Origin of the sequence: Yoonia sp. GPGPB17, from assembly GCF_037892195.1 — a bacterium.
Lineage (GTDB): Bacteria > Pseudomonadota > Alphaproteobacteria > Rhodobacterales > Rhodobacteraceae > Yoonia.
The window spans coordinates 2,614,627-2,637,851 of sequence record NZ_JATACI010000002.1 but is presented as its reverse complement, the minus strand read 5'-3'; the positions used below and the strand labels follow the sequence as shown (position 1 = coordinate 2,637,851).

At 54.9% G+C, this 23,225-nt stretch carries 21 protein-coding genes and 1 pseudogene; 11 read left to right on the top strand and 11 right to left on the bottom strand.

The window, feature by feature from the left end:
* Window positions 1-53: 53 nt before the first annotated feature.
* Both QTO30_RS13960 and QTO30_RS13955 read left to right on the top strand, forming a co-directional pair.
* Window positions 54-560 carry an RNA polymerase sigma factor gene (locus QTO30_RS13960; protein WP_340424708.1) on the top strand — a complete coding sequence of 169 codons (507 nt, stop codon included), beginning with the start codon at window positions 54-56 and terminating at the stop codon, window positions 558-560.
* Complete coding sequence (locus QTO30_RS13955) at window positions 557-1,324, top strand: anti-sigma factor family protein (RefSeq protein ID WP_340424707.1); 768 nt, start codon at window positions 557-559, stop codon at window positions 1,322-1,324. The genes QTO30_RS13960 and QTO30_RS13955 overlap by 4 nt, the downstream gene beginning before the upstream one ends.
* Here the strand turns inward: QTO30_RS13955 and mutT are convergent.
* From mutT to QTO30_RS13940, 3 genes are read right to left on the bottom strand one after another with little or no spacing between them, the layout of a single operon-like run.
* Entirely contained in the window at window positions 1,321-1,719 is a 399-nt protein-coding gene (gene mutT / locus QTO30_RS13950) for an 8-oxo-dGTP diphosphatase MutT (RefSeq protein WP_340424706.1), read from the bottom strand. The genes QTO30_RS13955 and mutT overlap by 4 nt on opposite strands.
* Window positions 1,716-2,930, bottom strand: a complete 1,215-nt coding sequence (gene argJ, locus QTO30_RS13945) for a bifunctional glutamate N-acetyltransferase/amino-acid acetyltransferase ArgJ (RefSeq protein WP_340424705.1) — start codon at window positions 2,928-2,930, stop codon at window positions 1,716-1,718. The genes mutT and argJ overlap by 4 nt, the downstream gene beginning before the upstream one ends.
* A 6-nt stretch (window positions 2,931-2,936) precedes the next feature.
* Entirely contained in the window at window positions 2,937-3,779 is an 843-nt protein-coding gene (locus QTO30_RS13940) for a peptidylprolyl isomerase (protein WP_340424704.1), read from the bottom strand.
* A gap of 195 nt (window positions 3,780-3,974) precedes the next feature.
* On the opposite strand from QTO30_RS13940, the gene secA reads away from it, so the two are divergent.
* Together secA and QTO30_RS13930 are read left to right on the top strand one after the other, a co-directional pair.
* Window positions 3,975-6,674, top strand: coding sequence for a preprotein translocase subunit SecA (gene secA / locus QTO30_RS13935; protein ID WP_340424703.1), 2,700 nt, complete (start codon window positions 3,975-3,977; stop codon window positions 6,672-6,674).
* A gap of 104 nt (window positions 6,675-6,778) precedes the next feature.
* Window positions 6,779-7,771, top strand: a complete 993-nt coding sequence (locus tag QTO30_RS13930; RefSeq protein ID WP_340424702.1) for a hypothetical protein — start codon at window positions 6,779-6,781, stop codon at window positions 7,769-7,771.
* On the opposite strand, the gene radC is transcribed toward QTO30_RS13930, so the two are convergent.
* The 4 genes from radC to QTO30_RS13910 form a co-directional block, all read right to left on the bottom strand.
* Window positions 7,768-8,535 carry a RadC family protein gene (gene radC / locus QTO30_RS13925; protein ID WP_340424701.1) on the bottom strand — a complete coding sequence of 256 codons (768 nt, stop codon included), beginning with the start codon at window positions 8,533-8,535 and terminating at the stop codon, window positions 7,768-7,770. The genes QTO30_RS13930 and radC overlap by 4 nt on opposite strands.
* A gap of 41 nt (window positions 8,536-8,576) precedes the next feature.
* Entirely contained in the window at window positions 8,577-9,716 is a 1,140-nt protein-coding gene (gene dnaJ / locus QTO30_RS13920; RefSeq protein WP_340424700.1) for a molecular chaperone DnaJ, read from the bottom strand.
* A 75-nt stretch (window positions 9,717-9,791) separates the two neighbouring features.
* Window positions 9,792-11,696: a molecular chaperone DnaK gene (gene dnaK / locus QTO30_RS13915; protein ID WP_340424698.1), complete on the bottom strand. Its 1,905-nt coding sequence runs from the start codon at window positions 11,694-11,696 to the stop codon at window positions 9,792-9,794.
* Window positions 11,697-11,902: 206 nt separating this feature from the next.
* Window positions 11,903-12,724 carry an ABC transporter permease gene (locus QTO30_RS13910; protein ID WP_340424697.1) on the bottom strand — a complete coding sequence of 274 codons (822 nt, stop codon included), beginning with the start codon at window positions 12,722-12,724 and terminating at the stop codon, window positions 11,903-11,905.
* A 120-nt stretch (window positions 12,725-12,844) separates the two neighbouring features.
* Here QTO30_RS13910 and cysQ point away from each other — a divergent pair, with 120 nt between their 5' ends.
* The 7 genes and pseudogenes from cysQ (at window position 12,845) to QTO30_RS13875 (ending at window position 20,658) form a co-directional block, all read left to right on the top strand.
* The gene (gene cysQ, locus QTO30_RS13905; protein WP_340425942.1) at window positions 12,845-13,642 is read left to right on the top strand and encodes a 3'(2'),5'-bisphosphate nucleotidase CysQ; all 798 of its coding nucleotides are present in this window, start codon (window positions 12,845-12,847) and stop codon (window positions 13,640-13,642) included.
* The gene (kdsB, locus tag QTO30_RS13900) at window positions 13,642-14,442 is read left to right on the top strand and encodes a 3-deoxy-manno-octulosonate cytidylyltransferase (protein ID WP_340424696.1); all 801 of its coding nucleotides are present in this window, start codon (window positions 13,642-13,644) and stop codon (window positions 14,440-14,442) included. The genes cysQ and kdsB overlap by 1 nt, the downstream gene beginning before the upstream one ends.
* Before the next feature lie 108 nt (window positions 14,443-14,550).
* A pseudogene (locus QTO30_RS13895) lies at window positions 14,551-15,446 on the top strand (UTP--glucose-1-phosphate uridylyltransferase).
* A 6-nt stretch (window positions 15,447-15,452) separates the two neighbouring features.
* Window positions 15,453-16,478: a glycosyltransferase family 2 protein gene (locus QTO30_RS13890; protein ID WP_340424695.1), complete on the top strand. Its 1,026-nt coding sequence runs from the start codon at window positions 15,453-15,455 to the stop codon at window positions 16,476-16,478.
* Between the two features lie 39 nt (window positions 16,479-16,517).
* A complete protein-coding gene (locus QTO30_RS13885; RefSeq protein ID WP_340424694.1) occupies window positions 16,518-17,528 on the top strand; it encodes a glycosyltransferase family 2 protein in 1,011 nt (336 codons plus the stop codon).
* A complete protein-coding gene (locus QTO30_RS13880) occupies window positions 17,525-19,228 on the top strand; it encodes a DUF5927 domain-containing protein (RefSeq protein ID WP_340424693.1) in 1,704 nt (567 codons plus the stop codon). Before QTO30_RS13885 ends, QTO30_RS13880 begins: the two co-directional genes overlap by 4 nt.
* Complete coding sequence (locus tag QTO30_RS13875; protein WP_340424692.1) at window positions 19,225-20,658, top strand: sulfotransferase family 2 domain-containing protein; 1,434 nt, start codon at window positions 19,225-19,227, stop codon at window positions 20,656-20,658. The genes QTO30_RS13880 and QTO30_RS13875 overlap by 4 nt, the downstream gene beginning before the upstream one ends.
* On the opposite strand, the gene QTO30_RS13870 is transcribed toward QTO30_RS13875, so the two are convergent.
* The 4 genes from QTO30_RS13870 to QTO30_RS13855 all read right to left on the bottom strand — a co-directional run bounded on the left by QTO30_RS13870 (window position 20,655) and on the right by QTO30_RS13855 (window position 23,210).
* Window positions 20,655-21,119, bottom strand: a complete 465-nt coding sequence (locus QTO30_RS13870) for a PTS sugar transporter subunit IIA (protein WP_340424691.1) — start codon at window positions 21,117-21,119, stop codon at window positions 20,655-20,657. The genes QTO30_RS13875 and QTO30_RS13870 overlap by 4 nt on opposite strands.
* A 29-nt stretch (window positions 21,120-21,148) precedes the next feature.
* Complete coding sequence (gene hpf / locus QTO30_RS13865; protein ID WP_340424690.1) at window positions 21,149-21,724, bottom strand: ribosome hibernation-promoting factor, HPF/YfiA family; 576 nt, start codon at window positions 21,722-21,724, stop codon at window positions 21,149-21,151.
* A gap of 236 nt (window positions 21,725-21,960) precedes the next feature.
* Entirely contained in the window at window positions 21,961-22,725 is a 765-nt protein-coding gene (lptB, locus tag QTO30_RS13860) for an LPS export ABC transporter ATP-binding protein (protein WP_340424689.1), read from the bottom strand.
* Window positions 22,725-23,210, bottom strand: a complete 486-nt coding sequence (locus QTO30_RS13855) for an LptA/OstA family protein (protein WP_340424688.1) — start codon at window positions 23,208-23,210, stop codon at window positions 22,725-22,727. Before QTO30_RS13855 ends, lptB begins: the two co-directional genes overlap by 1 nt.
* Window positions 23,211-23,225: the final 15 nt, after the last annotated feature.

The window sequence follows — 23,225 nt, the reverse complement described above, 5'->3', positions numbered from 1 at the left end:
GTAAGCACATCGGACATATTGCACATAGTTTTGGATCAACCTTCACGGTAGGCATGACCTCGGATCAGTTCAAATCAGAAATGATTGCTTTGCTGCCGCGGTTGCGTCGCTTTGCGCTTAGCTTGACGCGGTCTGGCCCTGATGCCGACGACCTGTTGCAAGAGGCCTGTACGGCGGCGCTGCAAAAGTGGCAGCAGTATGATCCGGCGCAGCCCTTTGACCGGTGGATGTTTCGCGTAGTGCGTAACCTTTGGGTTAGTGAAATCCGCAAACGCAACGTGCGTCAGGGACAAGGCCATGTGGATGCACAAGAGGCACCAGAGCTTCACGCCGTCGGTAGCGCTGATGAGGTTTTGGAGGCCAAACAAGTGCGTAGCAAGGTCGCCGAACTTGGCGAAGAGCTTGGACAGCCTTTGCTGTTGGTCTGCGCTGAGGGATACAGCTACCGTGAGGTATCCGAACTGTTAGGGATTCCGATTGGTACGGTCATGAGTCGCATTCATCGGGCGCGAAAACAGCTTATTTCGGGTCTTGTAACGGAAAGGGCTGGCACATCATGACTGATTTTTCCACACAGTTGAGCGCCTACCTTGATGGCGAACTCGATCCCTCTGCGGCTTCCGCCGTTGAAGAACGCCTTGCCGCAGACCCTGCGGCGCAAGCGGAGCTTGATGCGCTGATTGCGGCGGATGTATTGGCCCAGGAAGCTTTTGAAGCAGAACTAAATGCGCCTGTTCCCTTTGCATTGGCGCAACAGATCAAATCGGCACCGATGCCAGAACCGGAAGCACCGAAAGCCCGCCCGGTTTGGGGTGCACTAGCCGCCAGCCTTGTCGTGTTCGCACTGGGCGGTATTGGTGGCTATGCGTTGAAGGGACAGAACACACCTGTCCAAACCGCGGGTTGGCTTGCTGATATTGCGGACTATCATGCGATCTATGCCAGTCAGGTGCGCCATTTGGTTGAAGTGGGCGCCGACGAATCCGATCATATTGAAAACTGGCTGGGGAACACCGTCGGGGCGACGTTCTCTATTCCCGATCTGACAGAATTTGGTCTGACGTTTGAAGGTGGGCGTTTGGTTGTCGCCAACGGGAAACCGGTTGCGCAATTGATGTATCGTGATGCAGATGGTGTGGTTGTGGCGCTTTGCTTGCAACGAACCAGCAAGACACCGCCCGCGACACCGACCTTCAATGAACAAACGATCAACGGCTTTGACTTTGTCTCATGGACGGCGGGCGAAGCGGATTATGTCGTGATCGGCCCCAGCGGCCAGCCTGACCTGAACGCGATTGCGGGCGCAGCCGCGTTAGACATCTAGAGCCAGTCGCGCAAAATCGGGATCAACGGGACATCAGCCGCTGGCATCGGGTAGTCTCGTAATTCGTTTGCCCGCACCCATTTCAGTGCCTGACCTTCCCGCGATTGCGGCGTGCCGTCCCATTTGCGGCAAGCAAAGAGCGGCATGAGCAAGTGGAAATCATCGTAGGAATGGCTGGCGAATGTCAGCGGCGCAAGGCAGGACGCCCAAGTGTCGATGCCAAGTTCTTCTTGCAATTCGCGGATCAGGGCCATTTCCGGGGTCTCACCTGCTTCGACCTTGCCGCCCGGAAACTCCCACAGGCCCGCCATTGATTTACCCTCAGGACGCCGCGCCAAAAGGATGCGCCCGTCGGCGTCGATCAACGCGACAGCCGAAACCAGAACTGTCTTCATGACCGGTAATCCGCGTTGATGGTGATGTAGCCGTGGGTCAGATCACAGGTCCAGACCGTGCTTTTGCCAACCCCAATGCCCAGATCAACACCTAGTTCCAGCTCAGCATTCTTCATATAGGCGCTTGCGGCCTCTTCCGAATAGTCCGGCGCGCGCCAGCCGTTTTCGGCGACCATGATTTCGCCAAAGCGAATACTCAGCCGATCTCGATCTGCGGCTGCCCCGGATTTCCCAACGGCCATCACCACCCGGCCCCAGTTTGCGTCTTCACCGGCAATCGCCGTCTTCACCAAAGGAGAGTTCGCAATCGCCAAAGCCACTTTATGCGCGTCGCCATCATCTTGTGCGCCGGTGACCTGCACCTCGACGAATTTGGTTGCGCCTTCGCCATCGCGGACGACCTGATGGGCCAGGTCGCGCATGACGTCGTGCAAAGCATTCGCAAACTCGGTGTTTCCGGTAACGTCAACGCCGGAAGCGCCGGTCGCCGCCACGATCAGCGTGTCTGAGGTGGATGTGTCGCTGTCCACCGTGATGCAGTTGAACGTCTTGCTGTTAAGGCCGGATACTGCTGTTTGCAGATCATCTTGGGCGATTTTAGCATCGGTGAAGATAAACACGAGCATCGTCGCCATATCTGGCGCGATCATACCGGAACCCTTGGCGATACCCGCAATGTTTACGGTTTCGCCATTGATGATCAGCGTCGCAGATGCCCCTTTCGCAAAGGTATCGGTGGTCATGATCGCCTCGGCTGCGTCCGAGATCGCACCGGGTGATTGCGCGGTTTTGAGCTCAGTTACCTTGCCAGCAATGCGGTCGTGCGGCAGCGGTTCACCAATCACCCCGGTCGAGGCCGTGAACACCCGTGTCTGCGGCACACCTGTTGCCGCTTCAACCGCTGCTGTGAGTGCCGTGACACTGCCATCACCATGTTTGCCCGTAAACGCGTTGGCGTTTCCTGCATTCACAAGGATCGCCGCAGGTGCACTGCTGTCACTGCCGAGTTTGGCCTGACAATCCAATACAGGTGCTGCGCGTGTTGCAGAGCGTGTAAAGACACCGGCAACAGCGGTGCCCTCAGCAAGTACCGCAAGCATAACGTCTTTACGGTTTTGATATTTTACGCCTGCAGCGGTCGCCGCGAATGTGGCCCCGCCAATTTCCGGCAACTGCGGAAAGGCAGCGGGGGCCAAGGGTGAGACGGGCATGTTTGGTCAGTCCAGCAGTTCAAGCGCATCAATCAGTGCCGGGTCAAACTCACCCGGCTCTGGTTTGGTGATGGTTTGCGCTTCGGCAAGCTCATCCAGACGCGCAGTCACAGCCGCTTCCTGAAGTTCGCGCGCGATTTCTGGACGGAGTTGATCAAGTGTAGGGCGGGCCTGCACGCGGGTTTCCAGCAAGGTCGCAACGTGCCAACCGAATTGTGTCTCGAAAGGCTCTGTCACGCCCCCGACTTCGAGCGCCATGATCGCTTCTTCAAACGTGGGCACCATCGCACCCGGACCAAACCAGCCAAGGTTGCCGCCATTGGGTCCGGTGGGCCCGGTAGAGACATCTCGCGCTACATCGGCAAAGGCCGCACCTTCATCAATCCGGGCTTTGGCGGCGGCGGCCTCTTCCTCGGATTCGACAAGCAGGTGGGCGGCGTTGAATTCCTGAATTTCTTCGGCATCTGCAAAGCGCGCATCATAAGCAGCTTGGACATCCGCTTCGGTGATTGCGTTATCTGCAATCGCGGTAATTACCTCACCCGCGATCAAAGCACGGCGTTCATTGCTGAGGGTGTATTCGATCTGAGCAGATACTTCTTCAGCCTCATCCGCCAACAGCTGCTGCTGGACCAACTGATCGATCAAGCCGTTGAACAGCGCGTCAACTGGCAACTGTGCGTATTGTGGTGGCAGCTGGGTGCGTGCGACAATAATTTCGCCCATGGTGATTTCTGTTTCACCGACGGTGGCAACCACTGTATCGGCAGTCACGTCTTGGGCGACGGCCCCTGTGGCCAAAACAGAAGCCACAGCAGCTCCACCCAAAAATGTAACATGTTTCAGCATTAAACGATCCCTTGATAGGCCGCAGAACCCCGCGGCGTTGACACTGTAGTAGCAGCCCCTTACATCCCAAAGATGCCTCGAGGAGGCCTTATAGTTCCATCACTTCGGCCCTTTCTATGTGGCCTTCGCCGGGCCTACAAGCGACCTCCTCTCAAATAGATGTCAGACAGGCGCACGTGCGCCGCCGGAGAGAATATGCTGGGTTTCGGAACGATTGCCAAAAAGGTGTTTGGCACCGCAAACGACCGCAAAGTCAAAGCCGCCCGCCCGTTGGTTGATAAGATCAATGCGCTGGAGCCTGAATTCGAGGCGCTCTCTGACGAGGACATCAAAAATAAGACGGAAGAACTGGCAAAACGCGCCATGGGTGGTGAGAGCTTGGATGACCTTTTGCCCGAAGCCTTTGCCAACTGCCGCGAGGCTGCCAAACGCGCGCTGGGCCTGCGTGCCTTTGATACGCAGTTGAAGGGCGGCATCTTTCTGCATCAGGGCAATATCGCAGAGATGAAAACCGGCGAGGGGAAAACCCTTGTCGCGACATTCCCTGCCTACCTGAATGCACTGACCGGAAAGGGCGTGCATATCGTGACCGTGAACGATTATCTGGCCCGTCGTGATGCGGAGTGGATGAGTAAGGTGTATGGTGCGTTGGGACTGACCACTGGCGTGATCTATCCCCAACAACCCGAAGATGAGAAAAAAGCGGCCTACGCATGCGACGTCACTTACGCCACCAACAACGAACTTGGCTTTGACTACCTGCGTGACAACATGAAGTCCGAACTCAGCCAGATGTTCCAGCGCGACCACAACTTTGCCATTGTGGACGAGGTCGACAGTATCCTAATTGATGAAGCGCGGACGCCGCTAATTATCTCCGGCCCCGCCCAGGACCGGTCCGAGATGTATGCGACGATTGATAAGGTCATCCCGGATGTGCTGGATGAACACTATACGCTGGATGAAAAGACCCGTCAGGTATCGTTCAACGATGAGGGCAATGACTTTCTCGAAGAAAAACTGAGCGCCTCGGGTCTGCTGCCTGAAGGGCAAACGCTTTATGACCCCGAAAGCGCCACGCTTGTGCACCATATCAATCAGGCATTGCGTGCTCATAAGCTATTTACCAAGGACAAAGACTATATCGTGCGCGATGACGAAGTTGTCCTGATTGACGAATTCACTGGTCGCATGATGGCGGGGCGGCGTCTGTCCGACGGCTTGCATCAGGCGATTGAGGCGAAAGAGGGGTGTTCGATTAAGCCCGAGAACGTGACCTTGGCTTCCGTGACCTTCCAAAACTACTTCCGCCTGTATGACAAACTGGGCGGCATGACTGGTACAGCCGCGACCGAGGCGGAAGAATTTCAGGAAATTTACCGTCTGGGCGTGGTTGAAGTGCCAACCAACCGCCCCATCGCCCGTATTGATGAAGACGATCAGGTGTATCGCACTGCACGCGAGAAATTCACCGGTATCGTCGATGAGATCAAAGACGCACATGCTACGGGCCAGCCGATCCTTGTTGGGACGACGTCGATCGAGAAATCCGAAGCGCTGGCAGAGATGCTCAAGGCCGAGGGAATCACCTTCAATGTGCTCAATGCGCGACAACACGAACAAGAAGCCCAGATTGTTGCCGATGCCGGGAAACTGAACGCGGTCACAATTGCGACGAACATGGCTGGTCGCGGCACCGACATTCAGCTGGGCGGGAATGTCGAGATGCGCGTGTTGCAGGCAATGGCGGAAGATCCCGATGCTGATATTGAGACGCTGCGCGCACGCATTGAGGCAGAAGTCGCCGATGAAAAAGAAAAGGTGAAAGCGGCGGGTGGTCTGTTCGTGCTGGCTACCGAGCGTCACGAAAGCCGCCGGATTGACAATCAGCTGCGTGGTCGCTCTGGCCGTCAAGGTGACCCGGGGCGCTCCGCTTTCTTCCTGTCTTTGGAAGACGATTTGATGCGCATCTTCGGCTCCGACCGATTGGACAAAGTGCTGTCCGGTTTGGGTATGAAAGAGGGCGAGGCCATCGTGCACCCTTGGGTGAACAAATCGCTGGAACGCGCGCAGGCCAAGGTGGAAGGTCGCAACTTTGATATTCGTAAACAGCTGTTGAAATTCGATGACGTGATGAATGAACAGCGGAAGGTTATCTTCTCGCAACGCCGCGATATCATGGAAGCGAAAGACCTTTCAGAGGTCACAAAAGATATGCGTGATCAGGTTATTGATGATTTGGTTGACGATTATATGCCGCCAAAAACCTATGCCGATCAATGGGATACTCAAGGTCTTTATGCTGCTGTGATTGAAAACGTCGGCGTTGACGTCCCTGTTATTGACTGGGCCGCAGAAGAGGGCGTCGATGATGATGACATCCGCGAACGCCTTGAAGAAGCCGCCGACAAGTTTATGGCGGAAAAGGCCGAGGCCTTTGGCGATGAGACGATGCGCAACGTTGAAAAACAGCTTTTGCTGCAAACGATTGATGCCAAATGGCGCGAGCATTTGCTGACATTGGAACACCTGCGTTCAGTCGTGGGGTTCCGTGGCTATGCGCAGCGTGATCCGCTGAACGAATACAAAACCGAAGGGTTCCAACTGTTCGAAAGCATGCTTGACGGCCTGCGCACGGATGTGACGAAGAAGCTGTCACAGATCCGGCCCATGTCGAAGGAAGAGCAGGAACAAATGGTTGCTCAAATTCGGCAGCAACAACAGGCTGCCGCCGCCGCAGCAGCGGCCCCAGCAACAGCGGTCGTGGCGGCCGGAGCCGCACGGGAAGGCTTTGACGAAAACGATCCAAAGACATGGGGCAACCCCGGTCGGAACGACCTTTGCCCATGCGGATCAGGTAAAAAGTTCAAACACTGTCACGGTCGGCTCGCCTAATTGCGGACATAATTGGGCCACGCTAAGACCTTTTGCCAGTCCTGTTCATGTCACGTTAACACGACATCACTATAACAGCTTTTCTGCCGCTGTGAGGGATGGGGATGTCTCGCTTTAGTACTGTCAAAACCGTTGCCTCTACGCTGACGATTGCCGTAACCCTTGGGTTCCTCGTGCAATATGGTGAAACGACGCCACGCGTTGGTGATGGTGAAAGTGAAGAAAGCTATAACAAGGCGCCGCGTTCCTTGATGCTGTCGACCAATGCGCAGGGGCAACCTGTGTTTGGTGTGCCAAATGTTGTAACTACTCCTCTTGATCATGCGGCCAATGTGCAGCGCGTCGTCGCAGTTGATGCTGTTTATGCTGAAATGGCTGTCCCTGAAATTGGGATGATCATGGCCTCGCCTGCACCGGGGTGTGATACGATGCTATCCGCGGCGCGCGAACCGGCCGCCATGGTTGCCTTGTCGTTATCTGCGCCTTGCGCCGAAGAACAGGTATTTGCCGTTTCGCACAGTGGTATGCAGGTTGCAGCCAACACGGATAGTCAGGGCAATGCAATTGTACGTATCCCTGCGCTGGTCACAAACGCAGAGTTCAAAGTGACGTTTGATAATATCCTACAGGCCACGACCCAGATTTTTGTACCAGAGCTGCGCCAATATGATCGCGCCGTCCTGCAATGGATGACATCTGACAACATGCGCCTGCATGCGCTGGAAAACGGTGCGCAGATTGGTGACCCCGGTCATGTCTGGTCGGCGTCACTGCATTCACCCCAGGACACCCGCGAAGGCAAGAATGGGTTTGTGGTCTATGTGGGTGACGCGAGTGCCGAAATTCCCTATCAAGCCGAGATCTACACGTTTCCCGAGGGTCAGATGAACCGCGATGGTGGGGTCGACTTGCGTGTCGGCGTTACTGTAACGGAACAAAACTGCGGACGAGAGATTGATGCGATGACCATCCAGACCAACGCTGGGCAAACCCTGATCAAGAGCGAGATTGCAGCCCAGATGCCTTCCTGTGCTCAGGTCGGTGAGGTGGTGTTCCTGCGGGACAAGTTTTCTGATCTGACCATTGTGTCGAACTAGATAGCCGCATCAAAAAGACCATGCGCGCGAAAGCTGGTCTCATTTGATTTTCCAATGATCAGATGATCGTGCACCGTAATGCCCAGCGTTTTGGCCGCTGCATCAATCTGCCGCGTCATCTGAATGTCGGCGTCTGAAGGCGTTGGGTCACCCGATGGGTGATTGTGGACAAGGATCAGCGCACTGGCGTTTAGCTCCAGCGCACGTTTCACCACCTCGCGTGGATAGACTGGCACGTGGTTCACTGTCCCTTTCGCCTGCTCTTCATCTGCGATCACGGTATTCTTGGTATCAAGGAAAAGAATGCGAAACTGTTCTGTCTCGCGATGCGCCATGGTCGTGTGGCAATAATCCAGCAAGGCGTCCCAACTTGAAAGAACATGCCGCTGCATGATCTTTGCACGCGATAGGCGATGGGCTGCTGCCTCTACAATTTTCAGTTCCAGTAGAACGGCATCGCCTACTCCCTTTATTGCAGACAACTGTGTCAAGGGCGCAGAGAGTACGCGGTTGAAATCACCGAATGTGTCGATCAGTTCCCGTGCAAGCGGTTTGACATCTTGCCGGGGGATAGCGCGAAAAAGAACCAGTTCGAGCAGTTCATAATCCGGCATCGCCGCGGCCCCGCCAGACAGGAATCTTTCACGCAGTCTTTTGCGATGATCGCGCATGTAAGATGGAACCTTGCCCTTTTGCAGAGGCAAAACCTGCGTCACGTCGTCATGATCGGCAAAGAGAGAGGGTGCTTCGGCAAAGTGGGTCATACCCCTACTCTGCCAAAGCGATGGTTACTACGCGGTTAACGCTAGCCTTTCATTGAATCCCAAAAGCTTTTGACGCTGTCAAAGAAACTGGACCCTTGCGGGTTGTTCTCTTCACTCAGCTGATCAAATTCTTTGAGGATCTCGCGCTGCCGAGCGGTCAGCTTTACCGGTGTCTCAACGGCAAGTTCGATAAACATATCACCGGTGCTACCACCGCGCAGCGCAGGCATGCCTTTGCCACGCAGACGCATCTGGCGGCCCGATTGCGACCCTTCGGGCACTTTCACCCGGCTGCGGCCGCCGTCGATTGTTGGCACTTCGATCTCGCCACCCAGTGCGGCGGTCGCAATGGACACGGGTACACGGCAGTAAAGGTTTGTGTTTTCGCGTTCAAACAGAGCGTGATCCTGCACCTCGATAAAGATGTAGAGGTCGCCCGTTGGCCCGCCGCGCATGCCCGCCTCACCTTCGCCAGCAAGACGAATGCGCGTACCGGTTTCGACACCTGCTGGAATGTTGACGGACAGCGATTTTTCCTTCTCAACCCGGCCTTGCCCATGACAGACTTTACATGGGTCCTTGATAATCTGGCCGAGGCCCGAACAGGTTGGACATGTGCGTTCGACAGTAAAGAAACCCTGTTGCGCGCGTACTTTTCCCATGCCGTTGCACGTCGGGCAGGTCTGCGGTTCCGAACCGCCCTCAGCACCGGTACCGTTGCAGGCGCCACAGCTGACCGCCGTTGGTACGGTGATGGTTTTCTGCATGCCGGCAAAGGCATCCTCGAGGTTGATCCTCAGGTTATAGCGCAGGTCGTTGCCACGTTGCGCAGCGCTGCGACGGCCACCACCGCCCCGGCCACCCATGAAATCACCGAACAGGTCGTCGAAGACGTCAGAGAACGCGCTGCCAAAGTCGCCCTGGCCGCCGCGTGGCCCGCCACCGCCCATGCCGTTCTCGAACGCAGCATGACCATAGCGGTCATAGGCGGCTTTCTTGTTGTCGTCCTTCAGAACTTCGTAAGCTTCGTTGGCCTCTTTGAACTGCGCTTCAGCGTCTGGATTGTCTGAATTGCGGTCTGGGTGCAGCTCTTTCGCCTTTTGGCGATAGGCTTTTTTGATGGCGGCTGCATCTGCGCCTTTGGCGACACCAAGAACATCGTAATAGTCACGTTTTGCCATGAATTTTTCCCCCTTGGGAATGAAAACGACCGGCCCGGTTTACGGGGCTTAGCCACTTTTCAACGGCGCATGGCCTTAGTTGTCACGCTTGTCGTCGTCCAGATCTTCGAAATCCGCATCAAGGATTTCTTCATCAGCACCCGGTGCATCAGGCTCTGCTTCGCCTTCTGCTTCTTGCTGCGCCTTATAGATCGCTTCACCCAGTTTCATGGCCGCTTCGGTCACGTTCTGGATGCCAGATTTGATCTTGTCAGCGCTTTCAGCTTCCAGATCGTCCTTGAGCGCGGCAATCGCCAGCTCAATCGCTTCGATTGTGGTTGGATCAACCTTATCCGCGTGCTCTTCCATCGACTTTTCGGTCGAGTGGATCAGGCTTTCTGCCTGGTTTTTGGCATCCACCAGTTCACGGCGCTCTTTATCGGCCTCAGCATTCGCTTCGGCGTCCTTAACCATTGCTTCAATGTCGTCATCAGACAAACCACCAGAGGCTTGGATCGTAATCTTCTGCTCTTTGTTGGTGCCTTTGTCTTTGGCGCCCACTTCAACGATGCCGTTGGCGTCGATATCAAAGGTGACCTCGATCTGTGGTAGGCCACGTGGTGCCGGTGGGATCTCTTCAAGGTTGAACTGGCCCAACATCTTGTTGTCGGCTGCCATTTCGCGCTCACCCTGGAACACGCGCAATGTCACGGCGTTCTGGTTGTCTTCGGCGGTTGAGAAGACCTGAGACTTCTTCGTCGGGATCGTGGTGTTGCGATCAATCAGGCGTGTGAACACACCACCGAGCGTTTCGATACCCAAGGACAATGGTGTCACGTCGAGCAGAACCACGTCTTTGACGTCGCCTTGCAGAACACCAGCCTGAATGGCGGCACCCATGGCAACCACTTCGTCAGGGTTCACGCCCTGGTGGGCTTCCTTGCCAAAGAATTTGGCAACTTCTTCCTTCACCTTTGGCATCCGTGTCATACCACCAACGAGGACAACCTCATCAATGTCAGAAGTGGACAGGCCCGCATCTTTGATGGCTTCCTTACAAGGCTTCATCGAAGACTTGATCAGGTCGTTGACCAGGCTTTCCAGTTTGGCACGTGTCAGCTTCATCACCATGTGCAACGGCTGACCGTCAGACCCCATTGAGATAAATGGCTGGTTGATTTCGGTGCTGGAAGACGAAGACAGCTCGATCTTTGCTTTCTCAGCAGCTTCTTTCAGACGCTGCAACGCCATCTTGTCCTTGGTCAGGTCGACCGAGTTCTCTTTCTTGAACTCATCGGCAAGGTAGTTGACGATGCGCATGTCAAAGTCTTCACCACCTAGGAAGGTATCACCGTTGGTGGATTTCACTTCGAACAGGCCGTCGTCGATTTCCAGAATGGTGACGTCAAATGTACCGCCGCCAAGGTCATAAACAGCGATTGTCTTGCTGTCTTTCTTGTCGAGGCCGTAGGCCAAGGCAGCCGCTGTCGGCTCGTTGATGATCCGCAGCACTTCAAGGCCCGCGATCTTACCGGCGTCTTTGGTTGCCTGACGCTGGGCGTCGTTAAAGTACGCTGGGACGGTGATAACCGCTTGGGTGACATCTTCGCCAAGATAGCTCTCAGCGGTTTCTTTCATCTTACCAAGAATGAAGGCAGAGATCTGGCTGGGGGAGTATTTCTCGCCCTTGGCTTCGACCCATGCGTCGCCGTTGCCGCCGTTGATGATCTCGAACGGCATGTTCTTTTTCTCTTTGGCAAGGTCCTTGTCGTCGAACCGACGACCGATCAGACGCTTGACCGCAAAGATTGTGTTTTCGGGGTTGGTGACCGCCTGGCGTTTCGCAGGCTGGCCCACAAGGCGCTCATCATCTGTGAACGCAACGATAGATGGCGTCGTGCGCGCACCTTCGGCGTTTTCAACGACACGTGGCTTTGCACCGTCCATAATGGCGATACAGGAGTTCGTGGTTCCTAGGTCGATACCAATCACTTTGGCCATTTTTCAAATCCCTTTACTTGAGGCGGTTTGAGCAGCGCGAACCCGCTTTCGGCACCCGCGCCAGTTACAAGAGTCAGTTCAGGGCTTTAGCCCACAAACTTCGATCTTGGCGTATATAGGGATGGGTTATTGGGGCTGCAAGCGTTTGCGTTGCGGCGAAATGCTTAAAATAACGGTTTTTCTTAATCGGGCGAATGCCAAACCATCTATCGTCCGGCAAACCAGCTGAGCGAAACATGCTGTCGGCCAAAAAACTCGCCCATCAGACCAATCATAACCAACCCAAGCGAGAGATAGATCGGATACTCCACACTGGTGAATTGGGGGTTGTAGTGTAAAAATACAGCCCCGCGCATTTGATCGATAATGTGAAACAGCGGGTTCCAGTCAAACATCGCCATCATCGATGCTGGCAGTGTATTGACAACAAAGAGCTTGCCCGACGCAATCATATTCACCCGAATGTAGATCGTTTTGGCGATACCGGTGAAGCGCGGGAACCAAGGCTTGAGCGCAAGAAAGATCATGCCGACTGCACACCCCGAAAACCACGCCAAGATCAGGAAACCAAGTGCTGCGATAGGATCATGAATCGTGATCGGCGTGAAGAGGATATGATAGAATACCAATATGATGATCAGCATGGTGAATTGCTGATAGAACGATGACACCGCTGCGGCCACAATAGCGATGATTGTATTCATAGGTCGATGCAACATCATGGACGATGTCGGGCCTGCTGCGCCCATTACCGCAGATACCGACTTGATATGGGTAAGATAAACAAAAATCCCGGTCATGATGAAAAGCAACATATCGCCGCGAATAGGCGAACTTCTAAGCCCAAGGATCTGATAGAAGAGCAGGAAGGCCACAATCATGGTAAGGCCCTGCACCATGTTCAAAAGAATGGCGATCACCGCATTCCGGTGACCACTGCGGGCCTGCCGGACGATCGTATGGTACATCACCTCAAGCATGCCAAGCAGGCTGCTGCGGTGTGTTCTATGGATCGGTGTCTGGAACATCGCGGGTCTGGTCAGCCCATCCTTACAGTTTGCCGGTTTGTCGCACGATATCCTTGCTGATCGCTTGACGAAACACCATAAACAGCCTGATCAGGGCTTTTTGATGACAGGCAATATATGATGGATTTCGCGAAGTTAACCAATGTGATGCGCGAGCTGGCCTTGCGGGCTGGCGACGAAATCATGGAGATCTACGGATCGGATGATTTTAAGGTCCGCTCAAAAAGCGACGAAAGCCCAGTGACCATTGCCGATGAAGCCGCTGACGCGATTATCAGCGCCGGTTTGCGTGCTGCATTCCCTGACACGCCGCTGGTGACCGAAGAACAGGCCGCGTCTCATACCCAATCTGTCAGCACGTTTCTGATTGTCGACCCGTTGGATGGCACAAAGGAATTCATCAAGCGCCGTGGTGATTTCACTGTGAACATCGCCTATGTACGCGACGGCGCACCGATCCGGGGTGTTGTCTATGCCCCCGCCAAAGAGCGGCTGTTTTACACCGATGCCAGTGGTGTTGCCGTGGAAGAGGAAGGCCCGTTTTCCAAAGATGCACCCGGTTCGACACATCCGATTAAAGTCTCGACGCCTGACGGCAACGCGCTCTTGGTTGTTGCGTCGAAATCGCACCGCGATCAGGCGACGGACGACTATATCAACAAATACGCTGCTGCTGACATGAAAAGTGCGGGTTCATCGCTGAAGTTCTGCCTTGTCGCAACAGGTGAAGCCGACATCTATCCGCGCCTTGGCCGTACGATGGAGTGGGATACTGCGGCCGGTCACGCCGTTTTGAAAGGTGCTGGCGGTGAAGTTGTGCGGTTTGATGATCATACGCCACTGACCTATGGCAAACCGGGGTTCGAGAACCCGTTCTTTATCGCCTACGCCCCCGGCGTGCAGTTAGAGAAACCTTGATGTCGGTGCTGATCGTTATCCCTGCGCGATACGCCTCTTCCCGTTACCCCGGTAAGCCGTTGGTCACATTGCGTGGTGCCAGCGGCGATGCCAAAAGCCTGATCCGGCGGTCGTGGGATGCGGCTTGCGCCGTCAAAGGCGTCGACAAAGTGGTGGTTGCCACGGATGATACACGTATTGCCCAGGCGTCCGAATCTTTTGGAGCGCAGGTCGTGATGACATCAACCGCCTGCCAGAATGGCACGGAACGTTGTGCCGAAACATTGGATAACTTGGGCGAGGATTACGACATCATCGTGAACCTGCAAGGTGACGCACCACTGACACCGGCGTGGTTTATTGAAGATCTTGTGCACGGGCTACGTGACAATCCAAACGCGGATGTTGCCACACCAGTTTTGCGCACCGAAGGGCGGGCGTTAAATGGGTTGCTGCAAGACCGGCGTGAGGGGCGTGTCGGTGGAACGACAGCTGTTTTTGGGGCTGATCGCAATGCGTTATACTTCTCGAAAGAGGTTATCCCTTATACGGGTCAAGTTTTTGCTGATCACGATGAAACCCCTGTTTTTCATCATGTTGGGGTCTATGCCTATCGGCCCAAGGCGCTGGCGGCATATGCGCAATGGGATGCAGGGCCACTGGAACAGCTTGAAGGGCTGGAACAGTTGCGTTTCCTTGAACGTGGCGTGCCGATGCTATGTGTAGAAGTGGCCGCCAAGGGCCGCCAGTTCTGGGAGTTGAACAACCCCGAGGATGTGCCGCGGATAGAGGCAATGCTTGCAGAGATGGGTCAAGAATAGGCAGTTGTGCAACTTCTGACGTAAGAAGGCTCAAATTCTGCCGCATTACCTTTATAATATTGCGGGTGGGCTATTGCTTCAGCATCACACGTTTTGAGGATTGGTTGGATGAACAGAAAAGTATCAAAAGCTATATTCCCTGTCGCAGGCTTGGGTACGCGGTTCCTGCCTGCAACGAAATCTGTGCCAAAAGAGATCATGACCTTGGTGGATCGCCCGCTGATCCAATATGCAATTGACGAAGCCCGCGCGGCTGGGATCGAGGATTTTATCTTTGTCACCTCAAGGGGCAAATCCGCGTTAGAGGATTACTTTGATCTGGCCCCCGATCTGGAAGCTTCACTTGCAGCGGCCTTAAGCAAGATGGAACTGCTGAAGGTTCTGCGCAACACCAACATGGACAGCGGCACAATTGCTTATCTGCGGCAGCATAAGGCGCTGGGCCTTGGGCATGCTGTGTCGTGCGCCCGCAAACTGATTGGGGATGAACCTTTTGCTGTTATCCTGCCTGATGACGTGATTGCAGGCGACAAACCATGCTTGCAGCAGATGGTCGAGGCGTATCAGGAAACCGGCGGCGCGATGGTCGCCACGATGGAAGTGCCGCCCGAACAAACGTCGGCTTATGGTGTGTTGGACGTAGAAGACCAAAGCCCGCGTATCGTGACTGCGCGCGGAATGGTCGAGAAACCACCAGCAGGTACAGCGCCGTCGAATCTTGCAGTGATCGGGCGTTATATTCTGACGCCACAGGTGCTTGCGAATTTTGATCATGTTGGACGTGGCGCAGGTGGTGAGATCCAACTGACTGATGCGATTGCCGAGGAAATTCGATCCGGTCGTGACGTGTTCGGCTACCGGTTTGAGGGTCAACGTTATGACTGCGGTTCCAAGGCGGGTTTTTGCAGGCCACGGTAGCTTTCGCATTGGCCCGCGACGACCTGCGCGATGAACTCGATGCGTTTCTGACGCAGTTGCAAGTGGCCAAGCAGGCCGCGCAGTAGGCGCCCATGTCACCACCTCGGACCAGCCTTTGGCATGCTTACCGCCTGCGTTGGAAACGCAGGCGGTTTCTGTTTCGGATATGGCGCAAGCGCAAAGAGTTGACCGTTTCGGTTGATCGGACGCAGCAGATTTCTGCCGATGCAATCCTCGCGTTTTCGACGGTAAGAAATGAAATGGTCCGGCTCCCGCATTTTTTGGCCTACTACCGCAAACTTGGAATTAACCATTTTCTGTTTGTTGATAACGGCAGCGATGACGGCACGGCTGCGTTTCTGGCAAAGCAGCCTGACGTTTCGTTGTGGACGACAGCGCACAGCTATCGGTTGTCACGGTTTGGGATGGATTGGCTTGGGTGGTTACAATGGCAATATGGGAACCAGCATTGGTGTCTGACCGTCGATGCGGACGAGTTGCTGACCTATCCCGATTGCGAAAACCGCGATTTGCGCGCGCTAACAACGTGGCTGGATGGTCAGGGCGAGGCGTCGTTTGGCACGCTTATGCTTGATCTTTATCCCAAGGGACCGTTGGGGTTGGTCACGTATACGCCCGGCGATGATCCAACCCGGGCGCTGTGTTGGTTTGATGCGGGCAACTACCGCAGTCAACTGCACCACTATTATCAAAATCTGTGGATACAGGGTGGCGTGCGTGAACGAGTCTTTTTCGCAGATGAGCCCGCCCGTGCGCCAACGCTCAACAAGACGCCTTTGGTGCGGTGGTCGTGGCGCTATGCCTATGTCAGCTCGACTCATCAAATCTTGCCAACCCGTTTGCACGATGTGTTTGACCTCGAAGGCAATAGTAAGGTCAGCGGTGCATTGCTGCACACCAAGTTCCTGCCCATCGTGGCCGCGAAATCTGCCGAAGAATTGACACGCAAGCAGCATTTCCAGAACACGGCGCTGTATCAGGATTACCATCGCAAGCTGACTGAAGGCCCTGACCTTTGGTACGATGGGTCTTGTCCCTATCATGGGCCCGCGCAATTGGTTGAACTTAGGTTGATGACCAAAGGGCGTTGGGTCTGATATGGTAAATGGTAACGGGACAAACAGGTCACATCAGGCGTGAGCTTTCTGACATCATATCGGCTGCGGTGGCAGCGCAAGCGCTTGCGTGCGCGGGCTTTGCGCAAAGGGCGCGAGTTGCTGCCGGTGTCCGACCGGACCGGCGATATTGGCCCTGATGACGTGCTGCTGTTTTGTACCTTCCGCAACGAAGACGTGCGGCTGCCATTCTTTTTTGACTACTATCGTAAGCTGGGCATCAATCATTTCCTGATGATCAACAATGGCAGCGAAGACGCGGGGCCCGCCTTTGCGCAAGCGCAACCTGACGTATCGTTGTGGCGCACGGACGCCCCTTATGGCGACGCACGCTATGGTGTGGACTGGCTGACCTATCTGCAGGGCAAATATGCGGATGGGCACTGGGCGTTGACCGTCGATGTGGATGAGTTCTTTGTTTATCCGTTCTGCGATACGCGACCTATTCGCGCTTTGGCCGATTGGCTGGATGCATCCCAAGTGCGTTCATTCGGGGCGATGTTGCTGGACATGTACCCCAAAGGGCCCGTTGGGCAGACGGCCTATATGCGCGGGGATGATCCGTTTGAAACGGTCAATTGGTTTGATCCCGGCAACTACTTTATGACGCAGAATAAACTGCTCAAGAATCTCTGGATTCAGGGTGGCCCACGTGCGCGCAGTTTCTTTGCGACGAAGCCAAAACAGGCACCTGCGCTGAACAAAATACCTTTCGTCAAGTGGCGTAAGCCTTATGCCTATGTCAGCTCAACCCATATGATGCTGCCGCGCGGGCTCAATCTGGTTTATGACCAGCAGGGTGGGGAGAAGACGTCAGGTATCTTGCTGCATGCGAAATTCCTGAACACTTTCGGGGACCGCGCGACCGAGGAGGCACAGCGCGCCGAACACTACCGCAGTGGTCAGGAATATAAGACTTACGCCGAACGCTATGGCGCGGACCCTGACTTATGGTGTCAGTGGAGCGAGCAATACCTTAACTGGCGTCAACTCGAAGTACTGGGCCTGATGTCTAAAGGGAACTGGGCATGAGTTTGGGTATCATCATGCTGGTGCACACGGCGTTTGACCGGGCGGAACAGATGGTGCGCCATTGGGCCGCTGCCGGATGCCCGGTTGTGGTGCATGTGGATAGCAATGTGCCGGTTGCGACCTATGACACTTTTTCCCAATCGCTGGCCGATCTGCCCGATGTACGCTTTTCAAAAAGGCACCGGTGCGAGTGGGGGACCTGGGGGCTGGTCGCCGCGTCGCAAGAGGCAGCGACGCTCTTGCTTGAGGAGTTCCCGGATGTGCAGCACGCGTTTCTGGCGTCTGGGGCCTGTCTGCCGTTACGCCCGATCGCTGATCTGCAATGCTATTTGGACGCCCACCCGGACACGGATTTTATCGAGAGCGCGACGACGGCAGATGTGCCCTGGACCGTAGGTGGGTTGGATCGGGAACGGTTCACTCTCAAGTTCCCCTTTGCATGGAAAAAACACCGGCGTTTATTCGATGGGCTCGTTAAACTACAACAAATGCTGGGTTACCGGCGCAACATCCCCGATGGGATCGTGCCACATATGGGGTCGCAATGGTGGTGCCTGACCCGGCAAACACTTGATGCGATCCTAAGTGACCCCAACCGCGCGACGTATGATGCCTATTTTCGCAAAGTCTGGATTCCCGATGAGAGCTATTACCAAACGCTGACCCGCCTGCATGCCCGCAAGGTGGAAAGCCGATCTCTGACCTTGGCCAAGTTCGATTATCAAGGCAAGCCGCATATCTTTTTCAATGATCACGCCGAACTGCTGCAACGTTCAAAGAGTTTTGTTGCGCGTAAGATATGGCGTGACGCGGACCAGCTTTATCAGATGTTTCCGTTGTCCGATGATCCGCTGAGTGCTGATGAGGAACCGAATTCTGGTGCGGTCGACCGGGTCTTTTCGCAAGCGGTCGAGCGACGAATATTGGGCCGCGCCGGTCTTTATATGCAAAGCCGTTATCCCAGCATTGACCGTCAGTCTTGTATCGCTGCCGCCCCCTATGCGGTGCTGCAAGGGCTGGACAATGTATTCCCTGATTTTCCGGTGTGGCTGACGCGGCAAACGGGTGCGCAGGTGCATGGGCATCTGTTTGCAAAAGACCGGGCACATTTCGCTGACGGAAGCGTGGTTTATCGCGGCGGGCTGTCTGATAATGCGCGGCTGCGCGACTATCACGGCAAAATGTTTCTGACCAACCTGATCTGGAATGGTCGGGACCAACATCAATGTTTCCAGTTTGGGCCTGCGGATACACAAGAAATACGCTGGACGTTGGCTCGGGATACCAACGCCAGCATTTGGGTGGTGTCCGGTGCTTGGTCAATTCCGCTGTTTGCTTCGGGCCGGTCGGCCAGTGACGTCCGAACCGAGGCCGCGCGCTTGCAACGGATTGAAGACAAGTTTCTTAAGGTCCTGCGCTCGCCGGAAGCACGGGCGCGGATCAGGATCATGACCCTCGCACAGTTCATCGAGGCACCAATGGATGTGCTTCAAACCATCATTGATGAAATTGCGGGGCACCGCGGGAATGCGTTGAAGGAAGTGCCGAAGATGCCCGATTTGACAGGCTTGCCAGACTTTCTGCAAGACTTGAAGAATCAAGGAATGCACCCGTTCCTGACGGGTGACATTACCGGGGGAAATACCCGGCAGACAAAGCCAACCCCTCGTCGCAAACCTTACGTGATTAGCGGGAAATGAGCAGGTTTCATTCTTTTATCCTGTTGGCTGAAATGCGCACGGGGTCCAACTTGTTGGAAGCGAACCTGAACATGTTGGACGGGGTCAGTTGCCATGGGGAGGCTTTTAACCCTGCGTTCGTTGGCTACCCCAAGATTGACGAAGTGTTAGGTGTTGACCGTGATTCCCGCGAAAAAGACCCGCACGCCTTACTGAAAAAGATCAGGGACGGCGACGACCTGGCAGGGTTTCGGTATTTTCACAACCATGACCCGCGCGTTCTGGATACATGTATTGATGATCCGCGCTGTGCCAAAATCATCCTGACGCGCAATCCGCTGGACAGCTTTGTCAGTTGGAAAATCGCACAGGCCACGGGCCAGTGGAAGCTGACAAATGCGACACATTCCAAGTCGGTGGCGATCACCTTTGATCCCGCTGAATTCGAAGCCCATCTTGATGCGATCCAGGCTTTTCAATTGCGTATACAACGCACCCTTCAGGTGACCGGTCAGACAGCATTTCACATCAACTATGACGATCTCCGGGATGTGGATGTGCTGAACGGTCTCGCGCGGTTTTTGGGTGTGGATGCCCGCCTGCCAAACGTGAACAAGAAGCTGAAAAAGCAAAACCCGGAACCTTTGGAGCAACGGGTCAAGAACTATGATGAGATGACACAGGCGCTGGCGCGTCTTGATCAGTTTGTTCTGGCACGAACCCCGCATTTCGAGCCTAACCGGGGCCCGGCGATTCCCACCTACATCGCCGCACCAAAGACGGGGCTGATGTACATGCCGCTGCGGTCGGGGCCAGACCGCGCTGTGCGGCAATGGCTTGCAGCGGTTGATAGCGCGTCAACTGATGTGCTGATTGAAAAATTCACACAAAAATCCTTGCGCGCATGGCAGGACATACATCATCCGCACCGCAGCTTTGCCGTGCTACGTCACCCTTTGGCGCGGGCACATGCTGCTTTTTGTGACCGGATCTTGTTGAAGGGGCCGCGCGGCTTGCCTGAAATTCGGGCCAATCTGATCCGGGTGCATAAACTGAAGTTGCCCGATAACGACCCAGCGCTGGATGATCAGACGGCCTATTCGGATCAGGATCACAAACACGCTTTCTTGGGGTTCCTGACATTCCTAAAGATGAACCTGGCCGGACAGACAAGCATTCGTGTCGATCCGTCATGGGCCAGCCAACTGACACTTTTGCAGGGTATGGCACAGTTCGCTGTCCCGGATCTTGTACTTCGCGAAGACAATCTGCGCGAAGAACTTGAGCACCTTGCGCGGGCCGTAAACATACCCGATCCGCCCACGTTAACGAACACGGCACATAGATGGGAGGGTCGGCTGAAAGCGATCTATGATCAATCCCTCGAAGAAGCAGCGCGCGCTGCCTATGGGCGCGACTACGCAGCATTCGGATTTGAGAGCTGGTCTTAGGCCGCTTGCGACGCTTCTAGTTCGGTCAGGATTGTGTGCAGCGTGTTGGCATCGCTGTTAGAGCGCAATTTATTGCAGACCGAATTGTCGCGCAATGTACGAGACACCAGCGCTAGTGCTTTAAGATGTTCAACGCCTGCGTCCTCTGGTGCGATCAGCGCAAAGACCAGATCGACGGGCTGGCGGTCAATCGCATCAAAATCGAGTGGCTTTTCAAGTCGCAAAAACAGACCAAATACGCCCTCAGCACCGGCCATGCGGGCATGTGGCAGAGCGATACCCTGACCAACGCCCGTTGGACCCAGGGCTTCGCGATCAATCAGGGCGTCAATAACGTCAACAGCGCTCAAGCCATAGCTGGCCTCGGCGAGATCGCCCAAATCATGAAAAAGACGCTTCTTGCTGGTGCAAGAGGCAATAGACTTCACCGCATCCGCTTTCAGAATGGTGCCAAGTTGCATTGATCGCGTCTTTCATTTGATGTTGGTGTCTAGCCCGCTGTGCGGGGGTCGATCCAGCCAATGTTTCCGTCGTCGCGTCGGTAGACGACGTTCACTCCGTTATGTTTTTCGTTCCGGAACACCAATACCGGTGCACTCGCCAGTTCCATCTGCATAACCGCTTCGCCAACAGATAGCGACGGAATTTTCGTCTCCATCTCGGCGACGATCATCGCGTTCACCGAATCCTGCGAAGCTTCATCAGTCTCGTCTCTTGATTCGAGGATATATGATCCAGCGTCCGAAAGTTCAACTGGTTGTGACCGCTCCTTGTGGTGGTCTTTCAGGCGGCGTTTATAACGACGCAGCTGTTTGTCCATTTTTTCAGAACTTGCGTCAAAAGCCGCATAAATTTCGTTCGCTTTACCAGTCGCTTGAGCGTTCAATCCCGTCGAAAGATGCACCACGGACTCGCAGACAAACTCATGGCCTGACTTTGAGAAAACAACATAGGCTTCGGTCGGTCGTCCGGCATATTTGCTCAGAATATCCTCCAACTCTGTCTTTACGTGGGTCTGCAGAGCCGTGCCAATGTCGATTTGCTTTCCGCTGATTTGGTAACGCATCGTTTCTCCTTTAGTAGTCACGACAGAAAGTAGGTCATGGCCTGCCAAACAGGCGCATACCACTTTTTGTCATATGAGTGGATACCGATAACACCCTGATATTCTTAAACTTACCTGAACTAACCGGAGATTTTCCGGAAAACATACAGGGAAAGTGAATGGGTTCGTCATCACCTCTATTTGGCGATGAATCCCCACCGATTGTCAATGATCCAGTAGTCAATACTGCAAAAGAATCAGTTCACACGGAAGTTGTTGCCAAGATAAACCCGGCGCACGTTCTCGTCCTCTATGACTTCGCTGGTTGTCCCGCTCATCAGCACTTTACCATCGTGCAGAATGTATGCGCGATCAACAATTTGCAGTGTTTCCTGCACGTTGTGATCTGTGATCAATACGCCGATCCCACGGTTTTTGAGATCGGCTACCAAATGCCGGATTTCACCCACGGCAATTGGATCCACCCCGGCGAAAGGTTCGTCCAACAGAACATATTTTGGCCCTGCGGCAAGACAGCGCGCAATCTCAACCCGGCGGCGTTCACCGCCCGACAATGCCATAGCAGAGGCACGGCGCAGATGCTCGATCGAAAACTCTGACAGTAGTTCTTCCAGACGTTCGCGGCGGCGGTGGCTGTTGGATACCGAAATTTCGAGAATCGACATGATATTGTCTTCCACAGACATACCCCGAAAGATCGACATTTCCTGCGGCAGATACCCGATCCCAAGTTGCGCACGGCGATACATCGGCAGTGTCGTAACATCACGCCCATCGATGATGACGCGCCCGCCTTCCGGGGTGACAAGCCCAGCGATGGAATAGAAACACGTGGTCTTACCCGAACCGTTCGGCCCCAGCAACGCCACAACTTCACCACGCGCAAGGTCGATGCTGACATCGCGGATGACTGGTCTTTTTCGATAGCTTTTTCGCAAGCTAACAATGTGCAGGCCAACATCGCCATCCTGAACAGATAGCTGAGGGGCGGCGTCCTGCATCAGTTGTCGCCCTGTTGCAGAACGGTCCGCACGCGGCCGTCCATAGCCGCAGTGCCATCGGTCACGTTGATTGTCATCTGATCAGCAGAGATTGCACTTGGGCCCTGGGTTAGCAAAACATCGCCCGCCAGAATCAGAAGCCCTGTGGTCACATCATAGTCTGCTTCTTGGGCCTCGGCAGCTTCCTCTGCCGTTACGAAAGTCACAGCTTCGGTTGCGATCAGACGCGCAATTTGAGACGTGTCAGTGCCGTAAAGCACCTCGACCCGACCCGCGGTCAGGCGCAGGTCGCCCTGAACAATGATCACGTTGCCATTAAACACTGCTTTACCACTGGCCTGATCAACCGAAAGGCTATCTGCCGTCACTTCGATGGCGGCGGAAGTGTCGACCGCAATTCCGCCCAGATTGATGTTGGACTGGGCGAAAGCTGGTCCTGCCGTGACGACAAAGAGAGCTGCACAAAGGGCGATCAGTCGAAGCATAGGTGCCGTATCCTT

Excerpts from the sequence above, each read along its gene's own strand:
- QTO30_RS13960 (WP_340424708.1), top strand. The coding sequence starts at position 54 with ATGACCTCGGATCAGTTCAAATCAGAAATGATTGCTTTGCTGCCGCGG.
- QTO30_RS13955 (WP_340424707.1), top strand. The coding sequence starts at position 557 with ATGACTGATTTTTCCACACAGTTGAGCGCCTACCTTGATGGCGAACTC.
- mutT (WP_340424706.1), bottom strand. The coding sequence starts at position 1,719 with ATGAAGACAGTTCTGGTTTCGGCTGTCGCGTTGATCGACGCCGACGGG.
- argJ (WP_340424705.1), bottom strand. The coding sequence starts at position 2,930 with ATGCCCGTCTCACCCTTGGCCCCCGCTGCCTTTCCGCAGTTGCCGGAA.
- QTO30_RS13940 (WP_340424704.1), bottom strand. The coding sequence starts at position 3,779 with ATGCTGAAACATGTTACATTTTTGGGTGGAGCTGCTGTGGCTTCTGTT.
- secA (WP_340424703.1), top strand. The coding sequence starts at position 3,975 with ATGCTGGGTTTCGGAACGATTGCCAAAAAGGTGTTTGGCACCGCAAAC.
- QTO30_RS13930 (WP_340424702.1), top strand. The coding sequence starts at position 6,779 with ATGTCTCGCTTTAGTACTGTCAAAACCGTTGCCTCTACGCTGACGATT.
- radC (WP_340424701.1), bottom strand. The coding sequence starts at position 8,535 with ATGACCCACTTTGCCGAAGCACCCTCTCTCTTTGCCGATCATGACGAC.
- dnaJ (WP_340424700.1), bottom strand. The coding sequence starts at position 9,716 with ATGGCAAAACGTGACTATTACGATGTTCTTGGTGTCGCCAAAGGCGCA.
- dnaK (WP_340424698.1), bottom strand. The coding sequence starts at position 11,696 with ATGGCCAAAGTGATTGGTATCGACCTAGGAACCACGAACTCCTGTATC.
- QTO30_RS13910 (WP_340424697.1), bottom strand. The coding sequence starts at position 12,724 with ATGTTCCAGACACCGATCCATAGAACACACCGCAGCAGCCTGCTTGGC.
- cysQ (WP_340425942.1), top strand. The coding sequence starts at position 12,845 with ATGGATTTCGCGAAGTTAACCAATGTGATGCGCGAGCTGGCCTTGCGG.
- kdsB (WP_340424696.1), top strand. The coding sequence starts at position 13,642 with ATGTCGGTGCTGATCGTTATCCCTGCGCGATACGCCTCTTCCCGTTAC.
- QTO30_RS13890 (WP_340424695.1), top strand. The coding sequence starts at position 15,453 with ATGTCACCACCTCGGACCAGCCTTTGGCATGCTTACCGCCTGCGTTGG.
- QTO30_RS13880 (WP_340424693.1), top strand. The coding sequence starts at position 17,525 with ATGAGTTTGGGTATCATCATGCTGGTGCACACGGCGTTTGACCGGGCG.
- QTO30_RS13875 (WP_340424692.1), top strand. The coding sequence starts at position 19,225 with ATGAGCAGGTTTCATTCTTTTATCCTGTTGGCTGAAATGCGCACGGGG.
- QTO30_RS13870 (WP_340424691.1), bottom strand. The coding sequence starts at position 21,119 with ATGCAACTTGGCACCATTCTGAAAGCGGATGCGGTGAAGTCTATTGCC.
- hpf (WP_340424690.1), bottom strand. The coding sequence starts at position 21,724 with ATGCGTTACCAAATCAGCGGAAAGCAAATCGACATTGGCACGGCTCTG.
- lptB (WP_340424689.1), bottom strand. The coding sequence starts at position 22,725 with ATGCAGGACGCCGCCCCTCAGCTATCTGTTCAGGATGGCGATGTTGGC.
- QTO30_RS13855 (WP_340424688.1), bottom strand. The coding sequence starts at position 23,210 with ATGCTTCGACTGATCGCCCTTTGTGCAGCTCTCTTTGTCGTCACGGCA.